This window comes from Klebsiella pneumoniae subsp. pneumoniae HS11286, assembly GCF_000240185.1.
Classification (GTDB): Bacteria; Pseudomonadota; Gammaproteobacteria; order Enterobacterales; family Enterobacteriaceae; genus Klebsiella; species Klebsiella pneumoniae.
The window spans coordinates 4,083,264-4,098,139 of the sequence record NC_016845.1 but is presented as its reverse complement, the minus strand read 5'-3'; the positions used below and the strand labels follow the sequence as shown (position 1 = coordinate 4,098,139).

The window sequence follows — 14,876 nt, the reverse complement described above, 5'->3', positions numbered from 1 at the left end:
AGGGGAAATTAACGTCCGGCGTGCTTCATAATACGCGCCTTGTCCAGCGCCCATTCACGATCTTTCAGGTCGGTACGCTTGTCGTGCTGTTTCTTACCTTTGGCGACGCCGATTTTCACTTTGCACCAGGCGTTCTTCCAGTACAGCGACAGGGCGACGACGGTGTAACCTTCGCGGTTAATGCGGCCGTACAGCGTGTCCAGCTCACGCTGGTTGAGCAGCAGCTTACGGGTGCGCGTCGGGTCGCAGACATAGTGGGTGGAAGCCACGGCCATGGGCGTAAAGTTGGCGCCGAACAGGAAGGCTTCGCCATCCTTCAGGATGACATAGCTATCGCCGATGTTGGCTTTGCCTGCACGCAGGGATTTGACTTCCCAGCCCTGCAGGGCGAGACCAGCCTCGTATTCATCTTCGATAAAGTATTCGTGACGGGCGCGTTTATTCAGCGCAATGGTGGCTGATCCAGGTTTGTGGGCTTTTTTCTTAGTCATAATGTCCTGAAGTCATCGTCTTATACACAGTTACCTCGATCGCATCCTGCGAGGTATACTGCGCATCTTAGCACGAGTTGCGGCACAGCGTTTTTTTTAGCAGCAGATAAATGATATTATTTGCACTGTGTTTAAATGTGGAACCTGCTATGCCTCAGATTAGCCGTACTGCGCTGGTGCCTTTCAGCGCGGAACAGATGTATCAACTGGTAAACGATGTGAAGTCCTATCCTGATTTTCTGCCAGGCTGCACCGGTAGCCGCGTGCTGGAATTGGGGCCGACGCAAATGACGGCGGCGGTTGATGTGTCCAAAGCCGGCATCAGTAAGACCTTCACCACACGCAATACATTGACCAGCAACCAGAGCATTTTGATGAGCCTGGTGGATGGCCCGTTCAAGAAGCTGATTGGCGGCTGGAAGTTTATTCCGCTGAGCCCGGAGGCGTGCAAAATCGAGTTCCATCTCGATTTTGAGTTTACCAATAAGCTGATTGAGATGGCCTTTGGCCGGGTCTTTAAGGAACTGGCCGCCAACATGGTGCAGGCGTTTACTTCGCGCGCCAAAGAGGTCTACAGTGCCAGCTAATATTCGTGTTGAGGTCGCTTACGCGCTGCCTGAAAAGCAGTACCTGCAGCGGGTCACCTTGGACGAGGGGGCGACGGTCGAGCAGGCGATTGTCGCCAGCGGCCTGCTGGCGCTGCGTGATGACATCGATCTGGCGAAAAACAAGCTGGGTATCTACAGTCGTCCGGTAAAGCTGCATGACGAAGTTCACGACGGCGACCGGGTGGAAATCTATCGTCCGCTGATCGCAGACCCGAAAGAGCTGCGTCGCCAGCGGGCAGAGAAAAGCGCCGCAAAGTAACCTGCAGCAGACCGACTATCAGCCATAAAAAAAGCGCTCATCGAGCGCTTTTTGCTTTTCCGGGCCTTACTGACTGGTCAGCGCAGGCTTGTTATCAATGTTAGTCAACACACCGCCGCTGTTGAAGGTCAGGGTTAGGGTCTGCTGAGTCACTTTCTGGTGGCCCGGCTCCTGACGGAAGACATAGAACCAGGTATTGGTGCCGAACGGATCCGTCATCATTGGCGTCCCCAGAGCATAAGCTACCTGCTGTTGCGTCATACCGACACGAATTTTTGCTACATCGTTTGGTGCCAGATAGTTACCCTGGTTGATGTCAGGACGGTAAACCACTCGTTCCAGAGTGGAACAGCCTGCGGTCAACATAAGAAGAACCGCTGCGGCAGCAGTCAGCGTTTTACAGCGCATAGTGATTTGATTCCTTTTTGGGCCCGAGCAGTACGTGGCTCATCTGTAATATGCCGATAATAATAGACCTTCGCGCCGTTGGAAACCTCCGGCTGCAGGTCAGCAGGCAATTTGCTGTTCACTATGACCCTGTGAAAATCAAAAAGTTTACGCCGCAAGCAACTCTTTCGCGTTCGCCAGGGTGTTGCGCGTGACTTCGCTGCCGCCCAGCAGACGGGCCAGCTCCTGCAAGCGAGCACGTTTATCCAGCGGCTGCATATGGGTTTCGGTCATCTCGCCATCGGTCTCTTTGCAGACAAAGAAATGATGGTGGCCGCAGCCTGCGACCTGCGGCAGGTGGGTCACGCACATCACCTGCGTGGACTCGCCCAGCTGGCGCAGCAGCTTGCCGACCACGGCGGCGGTCGGGCCGCTGATGCCGACGTCCACTTCGTCGAAAATCAGCGCTGGGGTTTCCATTTTACGCGCGGTGATCACCTGAATCGCCAGCGCAATGCGCGACAGTTCGCCGCCGGAGGCCACTTTGGCGATTGGCTGCAGCGGCTGACCGGGGTTAGTGGTGACGCGGAACTCAATATGGTCGGCGCCGTCGGCGGTGAGATGGCGTTCATCGAACGCGACCTCAATCGCGAAGACCCCGTGCGGCATCGAAAGTGAGTGCATACTTTCGGTGATAAGCTGGGTCAGCTCGTCGGCGCTGGCCTGGCGCAGGGCATGCAGCTGGCGTGCGGTCTCCAGCGCCAGCTGATGATGTTCGACCACCTGCTGGCTGAGGGATTCCAGCGAGCCGGCGCTGTCGTCCAGCAGGCGCTGCTCTTCCAGCATCGCCTGATAAACCGCCGGCAGCTCTTCCGGCATCACCTGATGTTTACGCGCCAGCGCGATTTGTCGGGAAATCCGTTGCTCAAGTTCAAACAGACGGTTCGGATCGAGATCCAGACGGTCATGGTAGTGGCGCAACTCGTCGCTGGCCTCGCTGAGCTGAATGGCCGCCTCTTCCAGCATATCCAGGACGCCGGAAAGCTTGCTGTCCATGCCCACCAGCTCGCTAACCAGCTGCTTCGCGGTATAAAGCTGGCTCTGCAGATTGGCCTCTTCGCCGTCCGCCAGTACCGTAAGGGCGTGCTGGCAGGTGCTGAGCAGCTGGCCGCTGTTGGCCAGGCGCTTGTACTCTTCGTCAATCTGCTCGAATTCTCCCGGCAGCGGGTTAAATTCGTTCAGCTCTTTAAGCTGATACTGCAGCAGATCGGCGCGGGCGGCGCGCTCCTGGCTCTGATGCTGATGCTGGGCCAACTCGCGGCAGCTCTGGTGCCACTGGCGATAGTGCTCGGCCATACGCTGAGTAAGCGCATACTCACCGGTATAGCCGTCGAGCAGCGTTTTTTGGTGTTCGGGTTTGGTCAGCAGCTGGTGGGCATGCTGGCCGTGGATCTGGATCAGCAGCTGGCCCAGCTCGCGCAGCTGCGAGAGCGGGACGGCGGTGCCGTTGATGAAGCCGCGCGAGCGGCCGTCGGCGCTGATCACCCGGCGAAGTAAACACTCACGCCCGCTCTCCAGCTGATTCTCTTCCAGCCAGCGCTGGGCGGCAGGGGTATCTTTCAGCGCGAAGCGCGCGCACAGGTCGGCACGGGTGGCGCCGCGACGCACCATGTCGGCTTCCGCTCTGCCGCCGAGGCACAGCCCCAGCGCGTCGATGGCAATGGATTTCCCGGCGCCGGTTTCCCCGGTGATGGCGGTCATGCCGCTGTGGAAATCAATTTCCAGTTCACGAACGATAGCAAAATTACTGATGGTGAGTTGCGCCAACATAGCTGCCTTCCTGTATGAAAAACCAATACTGTGTTTTCGTACAGTATAGACTGGTTTTTTATCCAGTAAAGAGGCAGCCGTGAAAATCAGAACAATTTTTTCGACCAGCCGAGCTTGGTGCTTAATGTATTGAAATAGCTGTAATCTTTAGGGTGAATCAGATTGAGGTGATAATCACAGCGGCGAATGAGGACATCTTCGCCATCCTGGATCGGCAGGGCAATCTGGCTGTCGCAGCTGATCTCCAGATCGCTGCAGCGGTGAGAGAAGCGTAGGCGGATGGTGCTGTCGCCGTTGATCACCAGCGGTCGCGCTGAAAGGGTGTGCGGGAACATCGGCACCAGGGTGATGGCGTCCAGCGACGGCGTAAGGATTGGGCCGCCAGCCGACAGCGAGTAGGCGGTGGAGCCGGTCGGAGTGGAGATAATCAGGCCATCGGATCGCTGAGAGAACGCAAAGACTTCGTCGATATAGACTTCGAACTCAATCATATGCGCCACTTTGCCGGGGTGCAGCACCACTTCGTTGATGGCGGTGCTGATACGTTTCTGGCAATCCTGCTGACACACCTGGGCCTCCAGCAGAAAGCGTTTCTCGGCGATGTAGTGGCCTTCCAGCACGTCGGCGAGCTGCTGCAGGGCGTTGTCCGGGTCAAGGTCGGTGAGAAAGCCGAGGTTGCCGCGGTTAATGCCGATGACGTTAATGTCGTAACGGGCCAGGGTCCGCGCCGCGCCGAGCATATTGCCGTCGCCGCCCACCACCACCGCGAGATCGGCCTGTTGGCCAATCTCCGCCAGCGTGCCGGTTTTCACGTTGCTGAGCTGAAGTTCATGGGCGATCTGCTGTTCAACCAGCACTTCATACCCTTTGCTGCACAGCCAGCGCCAGAGCATTTCATGTGTGGTCAGGGCGGTGGGGTGACGAGGATGTCCCACAATGCCGATACACTTGAAATGGTTCTTCATGATCTGGATGTCCTTGCGTTAAATGAAATAGTGACAATCTGTCCGCTTCCCTTGAAACCCGGAAACTGATCCCCATAATAAGCGAAGTTAGCGAGATGAATGCGAAAAAAACGCGGAGAAATTCATGAGTAGTAAAGAACAGAAAACGCCTGAGGGGCAAGCCCCGGAAGAAATTATCACGGAGCAGCACGACGACGTTGAGGCGGTAGAGCCTGAAGTTTCGGCTGAGCAGGTGGATCCGCGCGATGAAAAAATTGCGAATCTGGAAGCCCAGCTGGCTGAAGCGCAGAAACGTGAACGTGAAGTGATGCTGCGTGCCAAAGCCGACGAAGATAACCTGCGTCGTCGTACCGAGCAGGATATCGAGAAAGCGCACAAATTCGCGCTGGAAAAATTCGTCAATGAACTGCTGCCGGTGATCGACAGCCTGGACCGCGCGCTGGAAGTGGCTGACAAGGCTAACCCGGAGCTGGCGCCGATGGTGGAGGGGATCGAACTGACCCTGAAATCTATGCTGGACGTAGTGCGTAAGTTCGGCGTGGAAGTGATCGCCGACACCAACGTTCCGCTGGATCCGAACGTCCACCAGGCCATTGCGATGGTCGAGTCTGAAGATGTGGCGGCGGGCAACGTGCTGTCCGTGATGCAGAAAGGTTATACCCTGAACGGCCGTACTATTCGCGCCGCGATGGTGACGGTAGCGAAAGCGAAATAACGCTTGCTGCCTTGCTCAACGGCTGCCTGCGGGTGGCCGTTTTTTGTGTCATCGCTCCCGGCGCGAGATAAAAAAACGGCGGGCCGCAGCCCACCGTGATATTAATTCCTTCGCTAGCGCTACTCCGCGACGCTCTCGCGTAATGATTTCACCGGCATCACTTTCACCTGTTTGATCATGTTGTCCTGCACGTCGAGGATATCTATATCGTACTGCTCAATGCGCACGCGGGTGCCCGGGACCGGGATCTCTTCCAGCGCTTCGAGGATAATACCGTTGACGGTGCGGGCTTCATCTTCCGGCAGGTGCCAGTTAAACGCTTTGTTGATTTCGCGAACGTTGGCGCTGCCGTCGATAATCACCGTGCCGTCGTTAAGCGGGGTCACTTCCTCCGCCAGGGTGGGTGACATGGAGGTGGTGAAGTCGCCGACAATCTCTTCAAGAATATCTTCGACGGTGACCAGCCCCTGAATATCGCCGTATTCATCGACCACCAGACCGACTTTCTTTTTATTGCGCTGAAATTTCACCAGCTGGGTGCTGAGCGGCGTGCCTTCCGGCACAAAGTAGATCTCATCTGCCGCCCGCAGCATGATCTCTTTTGTGAACTCTTTCTTCTCCGTCATCAGACGGTAGGCTTCGCGAACGCGCAGCATGCTGATGGCATCGTCCAGCGAATCGCGGTAGAGCACGATGCGGCCATGCGGGGAGTGGGTCAGCTGGCGGACGATAGATTTCCAGTCATCATTGATATCGATGCCGACAATCTCATTGCGCGGCACCATGATGTCGTTAACGCTGACCTTCTCCAGGTCCAGCACCGACAGCAGCATATCCTGATTGCGTCGTGAGATTTGTGAACGGGATTCATTCACCTAAATTCCACGTGTGTTTTTTATTAGCTTCAAAAATCACTATTTCACGAAGAATTTAGACTGCTTCTCACACATTGTAACATTATTTACAACCACCTTTCAATCATTTTTGATAAATCATTGATTTCATCTTTGCTGCAATGATACTTAATAAACTCTGCAAGTTATCCACAGAGCAACACTCAATTTTATTGATGATATTCTTATTATACCAGACATTTTTCATACACTCCCTTGTACGGATAGTTTTCCGACAACTTCATGATTACATATCTTGCGGTTTTGATTATTTTTGCTGCAAGAAATACATACTTCAAACGAAAGGTCTTTATTTGCTGTCTGTATTCTGAAGAGTCCAAGGAATCAAACTTGAACAACAAAAATAGGTTATATGAAAGCATCATCATTTGAAACACGGCTTCATTCGCCCAAAATGACTTTAGCAAGAGATGACCCACCGCCATGTCGTATTTGGCTTCTTTGATATAGTTTTCAGCATTACCACGCTTTTCATAGTATATAACTACTTTTTCAGAAAGCAAGGTAGTATTTGTTACAAAGAAAAAGTAGTCGTATTCGGAACCTTCTAAAAGTGATAATTGTGCTCTTTCTTTTTCTGGTTTCAGTACGCGAGATACGACAAATCTTCTGTCTTTTTCCCATTTAACTAATTTTGTATACAGTTCTGTAGTTTCTCTACCTTCTTCTCCTTTAACGAATACAATTGATGAATTCGTTGCTTGTGAGGTGAGTGTAGAATAACTTTTGGCTTTAATTAAATATTTGCATCCAAGAGATTCTATCGTTTCGATAATTTTTTCATCAAAGTAGCCACTATCCATTCGAAATAAAATTTCTAAATCGTCTGATTTGATGTTAGCAACAATTTCTTTGATCATTTCCGCAGCACCGTTTGCAGTGTAAGTATTGCCACTTCTTACAAATCCGGTAACATATGCTTTTAATTCGTCGCAAAATGCAAATTGGATATTGTAGCATCGGTTTCCCAGTTTCTTAGGATTATATCCTTTTGACGCACCTTCTTGATGACCTTCTACGTTAATTACACTACTATCAATATCAATCGTAATGGATGTCAATTTACTTTTAGTGAGCAGTTTTTTAAAGACTTTAAAATTAATGTCTCTAAACATTTGGGTTGTCTTGAAGTTGAAGTTTCCTAGAAACCGTGACACTGTTTCAGGTTCTTTTACGGAAATATCAAACTCGTTGACGAGGGGATCATTTTGAAGTAGCTTTAGACGTTCTAACTTATCAATGCCAATGAAGTGACCGCAGAGCATGGTCTTTATATGATTCATCTTGATTTTATTTGTTGAGTCATTATCAAATACGAGGTCATTTTCAATAAAATCAAAAATCCCATTGCTTTTTGCATTCTCAAGGAGCAGAAAAAGACCTGCATTTGATGTTAGATTCTTAGCTTTGAAATCAATTTTATTAATCATAATTAGAACCCCTTTTTACTACTTTTCTTACTATTATTTTACCATATATCGAGTCATAAAAGCTGATAATTTAACATATTTTTGAGCACTTTTCTTTCACCCAATGGGTGAAAGCTGAATTTCGAAGGAATGCATATTTATCAAGGCTTTGATTATGCTTTTTGAAGTACTGACGTAGAATCTAGGATTCACAATCGTGCGCAGTTCATCTTTGCTCAGGGCGCTGCTGATGACGGTATCGGTGCGGATGCCCATCATGCGCATCAGTATGCGGGTGATGGTATTCAGCAGCCACACCAGCGGCATCATCAGCACCTGCAGGGGCGCCAACAGGAAGCTGCTGGGGTAGGCGACCTTTTCCGGATAGAGGGCGGCGATGGTCTTCGGCAGCACTTCGGCAAATACCAGCACCACAAAGGTAAGTACGCCGGTGGCGATCGCGACGCCGGCGTCGCCGTACAGGCGCATGCCGACGATGGTGCCCAGCGCCGAGGCGAGAATGTTGACAAGGTTATTGCCGATCAGCACAAGGCTAATCAGGCGGTCCGGCTTGCGCAGCAGCTTCTCCACGCGCTTGGCGGGGCGGTTGCCTTGTTTCGCCATGTGGCGCAACCGGTAGCGGTTCAGCGTCATCATGCCGGTTTCGGAACCGGAGAAATAGGCAGAGATAATCACCATGACGATCAGCGTTATGATCAGCGTGGTGGTGGAGATATGTTCCACGTAGGATTCCTTAAAAGACTTAGCTCACGAACTGCTGCAGCACGCGGCTACCAAAATAGGCCAGCGTCAGCAGACCGGCGCCAGCGACGCTGAACCAGACCACACGACGTCCGCGCCACCCTTCATGATAGTGCCCCCACAGCAGGACGATATAGACGAACCACGCAATAATCGACAGCACCGCTTTATCGATATTTTCGCTGCTGAACAGATTGTGCATGTAGAACAGGCCGCTGCACAGCGTCAGGGTCAGCAGCACCACGCCGACCTGGGTGATGTGGAACATTTTGCGCTCAATGCTCATCAGCGGCGGCATTTCGCTGCTGAAGGCCAGCTTTTTATTCTTGAGCTGGTAGTCGATCCACGCCAGCTGCAGCGCATACAGCGCGGCAATGATCAGCGTGGCGTACGAGAAGAGCGACAGGCCGATATGCACCAGCATCCCCGGGGTGGTTTCCAGGTGAGTGATATATTCGTTAGGCACGAATGTGGCGAAGGCCAGGTTGATCAGCGCGAAGGCATAGACGATAGGCAGCAGCAGCCAGCCGCGATTGCGCGAGGCCACGATAGTCATCACCGTACAGATCATCAGGCTGACCAGCGACCCGACGTTCAGTAAGCTGAGATTTTGCCCGCTCTCGCCGCCGGGGAATATCCGTGCTTCCAGCGCAAAAGCATGGCAGATCAAGGCGATAGTCGCAGATAAAATCGCCATTCGCCGCCAGCTGCTGTTTTTTTGCAGCAAGCCGGGGATAATCAGCGCGAGGCTGACGGAGTAGGCGACAAGGGCGAGTAGAGCAAAAACAGGCATAGGTGTCGGCTGTTGGCTAAATAAGAAAGAGAAGCAGTATAACGTTAGCAGGCCTCTGCTCCAACCGTTGCAGCACATTCAGATTGATGTCGTGTTATACTCCGCCACATTCGTTTTGTGTGTCGCTGCGGCGACCGACCGTTTCCACCTCAGGCGAGAGACAATGTTTGATAATTTAACCGATCGTTTGTCGCGTACGCTGCGCAACATTAGCGGCCGCGGACGCCTTACAGAAGACAATATTAAAGACACCCTGCGCGAAGTGCGCATGGCGCTGCTGGAAGCGGACGTTGCGCTTCCGGTGGTCCGTGATTTCATCAGCCGCGTCAAAGAGAGCGCGGTCGGCCATGAAGTCAATAAAAGCCTGACCCCGGGTCAGGAGTTCGTCAAAATCGTCCGCAACGAGCTGGTGGCGGCGATGGGCGAAGAGAACCAGACGCTCGACCTGGCGGCGCAGCCGCCGGCCGTGGTGCTGATGGCGGGCCTGCAAGGTGCTGGTAAAACCACCAGCGTCGGTAAGCTGGGGAAATTCCTGCGCGAGAAGCACAAGAAGAAAGTGCTAGTCGTTTCCGCGGACGTTTACCGCCCGGCGGCGATCAAACAGCTGGAAACCCTGGCCGAGCAGGTCGGCGTCGATTTCTTCCCGTCTGATGTTGGGCAGAAGCCGGTTGATATCGTCAACGCGGCGCTGAAAGAAGCGAAACTCAAATTCTACGACGTGCTGCTGGTGGATACCGCCGGTCGTCTGCACGTTGACGAAGCGATGATGGACGAAATCAAGCACGTCCACGCCGCCATTAACCCGGTTGAAACCCTGTTCGTCGTCGATGCGATGACCGGTCAGGATGCGGCGAATACCGCGAAGGCCTTTAACGAAGCGCTGCCGCTGACCGGCGTGGTGCTGACCAAAGTGGACGGCGACGCCCGCGGCGGCGCGGCGCTGTCGATTCGCCATATTACCGGCAAGCCGATTAAATTCCTCGGCGTCGGCGAGAAAACCGAAGCGCTGGAGCCGTTCCATCCGGACCGCGTCGCTTCCCGTATCCTCGGCATGGGCGACGTGCTGTCGCTGATCGAAGATATCGAGAGCAAGGTTGACCGCGCGCAGGCCGAGAAGCTGGCCTCCAAGCTGAAGAAAGGCGACGGTTTCGACCTCACCGACTTCCTTGAGCAGCTGCGCCAGATGAAAAACATGGGCGGCATGGCCAGCCTGATGGGCAAGCTGCCGGGCATGGGGCAGATCCCGGACAACGTGAAAGCGCAGATGGACGACAAAGTGCTGGTGCGTATGGAAGCGATCATCAACTCGATGACCCTGAAAGAGCGCGCTAAGCCGGAAATCATCAAAGGCTCGCGTAAGCGCCGTATCGCCGCCGGCTGCGGCATGCAGGTGCAGGATGTGAACCGTCTGCTCAAGCAGTTCGACGACATGCAGCGCATGATGAAGAAGATGAAGTCGAAAGGCGGCATGATGAAGATGATGCGCGGGATGAAAGGGATGATGCCGCCAGGCTTCCCGGGTCGTTAAAAACAAGGGCATAAGGTTATCTTGTTTGCCATTTTAGCGCCGGGGTGTGCTCGCCATCCTCACGTACTACCTGTACGTTACAGTGGTTGCGCACACGCTGGTACTAAACTGGCTGCACCGCCGACGGCCTTTTACAGCAGACTTATCAACTGCTGATTGCATTTTCCCCAGAAATCAGTAAAATTTTCGGGCTTTTAATATGACACCGGGCTCCGTTCCTCGATGGGGCCCGGTTGTTTTATTCACACAAGAGGATGTTATGGTAACTATTCGTTTAGCACGTCACGGCGCTAAAAAGCGTCCGTTCTACCAGGTTGTTGTCACCGACAGCCGTAATGCACGCAACGGTCGCTTCATCGAGCGCGTTGGTTTCTTCAACCCGATCGCTAACGGTGCGGAAGAAGAAACTCGCCTGGATCTGGATCGTATCGCTCACTGGGTTGGCCAGGGCGCTACTGTTTCCGATCGCGTTGCCGCGCTGATCAAAGCCGCTAACAAAGCAGCTTAATCTGTCACGGTGGTCATGATGAGCAAGCAACACACCGCGCAAGCACCTGTTGATCCGATCGTATTGGGGAAAATGGGTTCTTCCTACGGTATCCGTGGTTGGCTCAGAGTGTTTTCCTCCACCGAAGACGCCGAAAGCATTTTTGACTATCAGCCCTGGTTAATCCAGAAGGCGGGTCAGTGGCAGGTCGTTGAGCTGGAAAGCTGGCGCCACCACAATCAGGACATCATCATCAAGCTGAAAGGCGTTGACGATCGTGATGCCGCGAATCTACTGACTAATTGCGAAATTATCGTGGATTCATCGCAGTTGCCGGAGCTGGAAGAGGGTGACTACTACTGGAAAGACCTGATGGGCTGCCAGGTAGTTACGACGGAAGGCTATAGCCTCGGTAAAGTCATCGATATGATGGAAACCGGGTCGAATGACGTGCTCGTCATCAAGGCAAACCTGAAAGATGCATTTGGTATCAAGGAGCGGTTGGTTCCGTTCCTCGATGGGCAGGTTATCAAGAAAGTCGATCTCACTACGCGTACTATCGAAGTAGATTGGGATCCTGGTTTTTAAATTCTCCGGATAAACGGTAAAAGACGGCGCTATGTGGATTGGCATAATTAGCCTGTTTCCTGAAATGTTCCGCGCAATTACCGATTACGGGGTAACTGGCCGGGCAGTAAAAAATGGCCTGCTGAGCATCGAAAGCTGGAGTCCTCGCGACTTCACGCATGACCGGCACCGTACCGTGGACGATCGTCCTTACGGCGGCGGACCGGGGATGCTAATGATGGTGCAACCCTTACGGGATGCCATTCATGCAGCAAAAGCCGCGGCAGGTGAAGGCGCGAAGGTGATTTATCTGTCACCTCAGGGACGCAAGCTTGATCAAGCGGGCGTCAGCGAACTGGCAACGAATCAGAAACTGATTCTGGTGTGCGGTCGCTACGAAGGGATAGACGAGCGCGTAATCCAAACCGAAATTGACGAAGAATGGTCAATCGGCGATTACGTTCTCAGCGGTGGTGAGTTACCGGCAATGACGCTGATTGACTCCGTTTCCCGGTTCATTCCGGGAGTACTGGGCCATGAAGCATCGGCAACGGAAGATTCCTTTGCTGATGGGTTGCTGGATTGCCCCCACTATACCCGTCCTGAAGTGTTAGAGGAGATGGAAGTACCGCCAGTATTGCTGTCGGGAAACCATGCTGAGATACGTCGCTGGCGTCTGAAGCAGTCGCTGGGCCGCACCTGGCTTAGAAGACCTGAACTTCTGGAAAACCTGGCTCTGACTGAAGAGCAAGCAAAGCTGCTGGCGGAGTTCAAAACTGAACACGCGCAACAGCAGCATAAACATGATGGGCAGGCGTGAGCCCCCAATATCAGTTTACCCAGGATAAGAGATTAAATTATGAGCAACATTATTAAGCAACTTGAACAAGAACAGATGAAGCAGGACGTACCTTCCTTCCGTCCGGGTGATACCGTGGAAGTGAAAGTATGGGTTGTTGAAGGTTCCAAAAAACGTCTGCAGGCATTCGAGGGCGTGGTTATCGCTATTCGTAACCGCGGTCTGCACTCTGCATTCACTGTTCGCAAAATTTCCAACGGCGAAGGCGTTGAGCGTGTCTTCCAGACTCACTCTCCGGTAGTTGACAGCATTGCTGTTAAACGTCGTGGTGCTGTACGTAAAGCTAAACTGTACTACCTGCGTGAGCGCACTGGTAAGTCTGCTCGTATCAAAGAGCGTCTTAACTAATAAGCGCATCACGCTACATCCAAAGCGTGTTATAAAACAAGGGGTTAGCGTAATGCTAACCCCTTTTTTATTGATGTTGTCCACGGAATGTCCACGGAGAATTGATAAATGACCACAATGACCACATTGCACAGGTAATAAAAAACCTGCCGGAGCAGGTTAGAGCCATAGTTGATGTTGCTGATATTTAGAAGGGTGGGGCGGAGCTGGGTCTATTTCACCTGGCTTAACAATAAAGCGAGCCAAAGTTTCATGAGTAACAAATGTGCAACCACAATTTATGTTTTGGCACTGATGATAGCGCTCTTTTGTTTCCGTGCTTAGGTATCGGCTGGACCGAGCGTGTGCGGCATCCTGGCATAGTGGACAATGCATCATGATTTTTAACCCCCTCTCTCGCAGTCATTGAGGTGGATAATAATCCTGTAGCTTACATTTGCAAGATAATGTTTGCATTTTTAAATATCTTTCGCCTCATACTCTACATCCGACAACCTCACTTCAAGCTCTAGGGTCGTCGTGAATCCGTTATTGCTCAGAGAGTGCATCACCTTAGTGATTGTCCACGATTGCTCGTCTATGACGCGCTTAAAGCCCATAACCTGTACTGGCGTCTCAGGGTAAAGGTCTGCTCGCCCCGTCGCCAGCCTGATTGAAAACTCAGCAACCCCACGTTGCAGTTTGTCCCATTTTGCCTGGGCGGCTCGCATGGCCTGCGCTTTGGTTGAAAAAATTGTCGTCAGGGCAAACACGTTGTCATCCTCGCCGACCATGTATTCGCCCTCCCTGGCTTCCGGCTCCTTCACCGTTTTTTTCTTCGTTACCGGTTTGGCTTTGGGGTGCTGTAGCGCGCGTAAATGCTGCTCTTTGGGTTTGCGTTTTAACGTAACCTTTTGCTTTTGTGGTTTCGGGTCTTTGGTGTGCAACCATTTTGCCGTAACGCCGGTATATGCCCCACGGTCAGCAATGGAAAACTGATGGCGGTCGCCATCGCTGCGGGTGATCGTTATCTGCGGAATGGCTTTTCCGCTGGCTGTAACCCCCCGACCGGCTTTGAGGAAAAGTAACTTTCCCGCTTTTACCGAAACCTCACCGCCGTTTCGCTCGGCGAGCCGTGTCAAAAATTTGGCATCCGATTCCTGTGACTGGTCGATATGCGGAATTTTTATTCCGGCCAGCTCCGGTATAACGCTCGACGTCAGTTTGTTACGTGTCGCTATCGCTGCCACGATCTCGCCGAGCGTCTTGTCATGCCAGGACTCTTCCCGACGTGAGTTAAGCGTTCCCCGAAAATCGGCGCTACGGGCGCGGATTGTCACTGTATCTGGCGCGCCATGATGTTCAACCTCATCGACGGTAAAACTTCCCTTACCAATCAACGCAAAGCCTTTCCACCCGAGGTAAAGCGTCAGTACGGCACCGCGTAACGGCAGCTCGACCAGCCCGTCAGCATCATCAAGCTCGATGTCGAGCTGGTCGGCCTCGAATCCGCGATTGTCTGTCATGGTCAGACTCATCAATCGATTACTGATGTTGCCGGTAATATCTTTGCTGTCGAGCATCAGCATAAAATCGGGCGTCAGTACGCCACCCGCCTTCAGATTCAGCATATCCAGCATCAGCTAATCCCCACCATGCCGGACACTGATGAGGCCATATTTCCCGCCTTGCCAATCAGTGATTTTGCCTGTTCGCCGATATCGCCATACAGCGCCGCAAGGGATTCATCCACGCGGGTGAGCGTCAGCGTAAAATCAATTTTACGCGCCGTGCCGTCAGCAAAAAACAGGCTTCCTGTCTCGCTGATATTATTGATGACGTACATACCGTAAATCGTGCCAGTTCCATCCAGTAACGGCCAGGCTCGCCCCTGGTCAGCCATCAGACGAATAGCCGTCATCGTCAGCTTTCCGCCGGTCAACTCAGGGTAAAGCGTCCCGGCCAAGGTAATTTT

20 protein-coding genes are annotated in these 14,876 nt (G+C 52.7%); 8 read left to right on the top strand and 12 right to left on the bottom strand.

Annotated elements, in window-relative coordinates; all coding sequences use genetic code 11:
* Nucleotides 1–8 precede the first annotated feature (8 nt).
* Nucleotides 9–491: an SsrA-binding protein gene (locus KPHS_40610; protein ID YP_005228361.1), complete on the bottom strand. Its 483-nt coding sequence runs from the start codon at nucleotides 489–491 to the stop codon at nucleotides 9–11.
* Between the two features lie 149 nt (nucleotides 492–640).
* Between KPHS_40610 and KPHS_40600 the strand changes: the two genes are divergently transcribed.
* Both KPHS_40600 and KPHS_40590 read left to right on the top strand, forming a co-directional pair.
* The gene (locus KPHS_40600) at nucleotides 641–1,078 is read left to right on the top strand and encodes a polyketide cyclase/dehydrase family protein (RefSeq protein ID YP_005228360.1); all 438 of its coding nucleotides are present in this window, start codon (nucleotides 641–643) and stop codon (nucleotides 1,076–1,078) included.
* The gene (locus tag KPHS_40590; RefSeq protein ID YP_005228359.1) at nucleotides 1,068–1,358 is read left to right on the top strand and encodes an RnfH family protein; all 291 of its coding nucleotides are present in this window, start codon (nucleotides 1,068–1,070) and stop codon (nucleotides 1,356–1,358) included. Before KPHS_40600 ends, KPHS_40590 begins: the two co-directional genes overlap by 11 nt.
* A gap of 66 nt (nucleotides 1,359–1,424) precedes the next feature.
* Here the strand turns inward: KPHS_40590 and KPHS_40580 are convergent, their stop codons facing one another.
* From KPHS_40580 to KPHS_40550, 4 genes are all read right to left on the bottom strand, one after another.
* Nucleotides 1,425–1,766 (bottom strand): outer membrane protein assembly factor BamE, encoded by a 342-nt coding sequence (locus KPHS_40580; RefSeq protein YP_005228358.1) that lies wholly within the window; start codon nucleotides 1,764–1,766, stop codon nucleotides 1,425–1,427.
* Nucleotides 1,748–1,888 (bottom strand): hypothetical protein, encoded by a 141-nt coding sequence (locus tag KPHS_40570; protein ID YP_005228357.1) that lies wholly within the window; start codon nucleotides 1,886–1,888, stop codon nucleotides 1,748–1,750. Before KPHS_40570 ends, KPHS_40580 begins: the two co-directional genes overlap by 19 nt.
* 25 nt (nucleotides 1,889–1,913) lie before the next feature.
* Nucleotides 1,914–3,575: a DNA repair protein gene (locus KPHS_40560; RefSeq protein ID YP_005228356.1), complete on the bottom strand. Its 1,662-nt coding sequence runs from the start codon at nucleotides 3,573–3,575 to the stop codon at nucleotides 1,914–1,916.
* A gap of 86 nt (nucleotides 3,576–3,661) precedes the next feature.
* Nucleotides 3,662–4,540, bottom strand: coding sequence for an inorganic polyphosphate/ATP-NAD kinase (locus KPHS_40550; RefSeq protein ID YP_005228355.1), 879 nt, complete (start codon nucleotides 4,538–4,540; stop codon nucleotides 3,662–3,664).
* Between the two features lie 124 nt (nucleotides 4,541–4,664).
* Between KPHS_40550 and KPHS_40540 the strand changes: the two genes are divergently transcribed.
* Nucleotides 4,665–5,255, top strand: a complete 591-nt coding sequence (locus KPHS_40540) for an Hsp 24 nucleotide exchange factor (RefSeq protein ID YP_005228354.1) — start codon at nucleotides 4,665–4,667, stop codon at nucleotides 5,253–5,255.
* Nucleotides 5,256–5,374: 119 nt separating this feature from the next.
* Here KPHS_40540 and KPHS_40530 read toward each other — a convergent pair whose 3' ends face one another.
* The 5 genes from KPHS_40530 to KPHS_40490 form a co-directional block, all read right to left on the bottom strand.
* Nucleotides 5,375–6,130 carry a CBS domain-containing protein gene (locus KPHS_40530; protein ID YP_005228353.1) on the bottom strand — a complete coding sequence of 252 codons (756 nt, stop codon included), beginning with the start codon at nucleotides 6,128–6,130 and terminating at the stop codon, nucleotides 5,375–5,377.
* Nucleotides 6,131–6,233: 103 nt separating this feature from the next.
* Complete coding sequence (locus tag KPHS_40520; protein YP_005228352.1) at nucleotides 6,234–6,356, bottom strand: hypothetical protein; 123 nt, start codon at nucleotides 6,354–6,356, stop codon at nucleotides 6,234–6,236.
* On the bottom strand, nucleotides 6,337–7,599 hold the full coding sequence (locus KPHS_40510; protein YP_005228351.1) for a transposase: 1,263 nt from the start codon (nucleotides 7,597–7,599) through the stop codon (nucleotides 6,337–6,339). The genes KPHS_40520 and KPHS_40510 overlap by 20 nt, the downstream gene beginning before the upstream one ends.
* A gap of 96 nt (nucleotides 7,600–7,695) precedes the next feature.
* Entirely contained in the window at nucleotides 7,696–8,322 is a 627-nt protein-coding gene (locus KPHS_40500) for a DUF21 domain-containing protein (protein YP_005228350.1), read from the bottom strand.
* Between the two features lie 19 nt (nucleotides 8,323–8,341).
* A complete protein-coding gene (locus KPHS_40490) occupies nucleotides 8,342–9,133 on the bottom strand; it encodes an inner membrane protein YpjD (protein ID YP_005228349.1) in 792 nt (263 codons plus the stop codon).
* Nucleotides 9,134–9,296: 163 nt separating this feature from the next.
* Here KPHS_40490 and KPHS_40480 point away from each other — a divergent pair, with 163 nt between their 5' ends.
* The 5 genes from KPHS_40480 to KPHS_40440 all read left to right on the top strand — a co-directional run bounded on the left by KPHS_40480 (nucleotide 9,297) and on the right by KPHS_40440 (nucleotide 12,922).
* A complete protein-coding gene (locus KPHS_40480) occupies nucleotides 9,297–10,661 on the top strand; it encodes a fifty-four-like protein (RefSeq protein ID YP_005228348.1) in 1,365 nt (454 codons plus the stop codon).
* Between the two features lie 259 nt (nucleotides 10,662–10,920).
* Nucleotides 10,921–11,169, top strand: coding sequence for a 30S ribosomal protein S16 (locus KPHS_40470; protein ID YP_005228347.1), 249 nt, complete (start codon nucleotides 10,921–10,923; stop codon nucleotides 11,167–11,169).
* Between the two features lie 108 nt (nucleotides 11,170–11,277).
* The gene (locus tag KPHS_40460) at nucleotides 11,278–11,736 is read left to right on the top strand and encodes a 16S rRNA-processing protein (RefSeq protein ID YP_005228346.1); all 459 of its coding nucleotides are present in this window, start codon (nucleotides 11,278–11,280) and stop codon (nucleotides 11,734–11,736) included.
* Nucleotides 11,737–11,767: 31 nt separating this feature from the next.
* Nucleotides 11,768–12,535, top strand: a complete 768-nt coding sequence (locus KPHS_40450; RefSeq protein ID YP_005228345.1) for a tRNA (guanine-N(1)-)-methyltransferase — start codon at nucleotides 11,768–11,770, stop codon at nucleotides 12,533–12,535.
* A gap of 39 nt (nucleotides 12,536–12,574) precedes the next feature.
* A complete protein-coding gene (locus tag KPHS_40440; protein ID YP_005228344.1) occupies nucleotides 12,575–12,922 on the top strand; it encodes a 50S ribosomal protein L19 in 348 nt (115 codons plus the stop codon).
* Nucleotides 12,923–13,380: 458 nt separating this feature from the next.
* On the opposite strand, the gene KPHS_40430 is transcribed toward KPHS_40440, so the two are convergent.
* Nucleotides 13,381–14,541, bottom strand: a complete 1,161-nt coding sequence (locus tag KPHS_40430) for a putative prophage tail protein (protein YP_005228343.1) — start codon at nucleotides 14,539–14,541, stop codon at nucleotides 13,381–13,383.
* Nucleotides 14,541–14,867: a putative prophage tail protein gene (locus tag KPHS_40420; protein YP_005228342.1), complete on the bottom strand. Its 327-nt coding sequence runs from the start codon at nucleotides 14,865–14,867 to the stop codon at nucleotides 14,541–14,543. Before KPHS_40420 ends, KPHS_40430 begins: the two co-directional genes overlap by 1 nt.
* Nucleotides 14,868–14,876 lie beyond the last annotated feature (9 nt).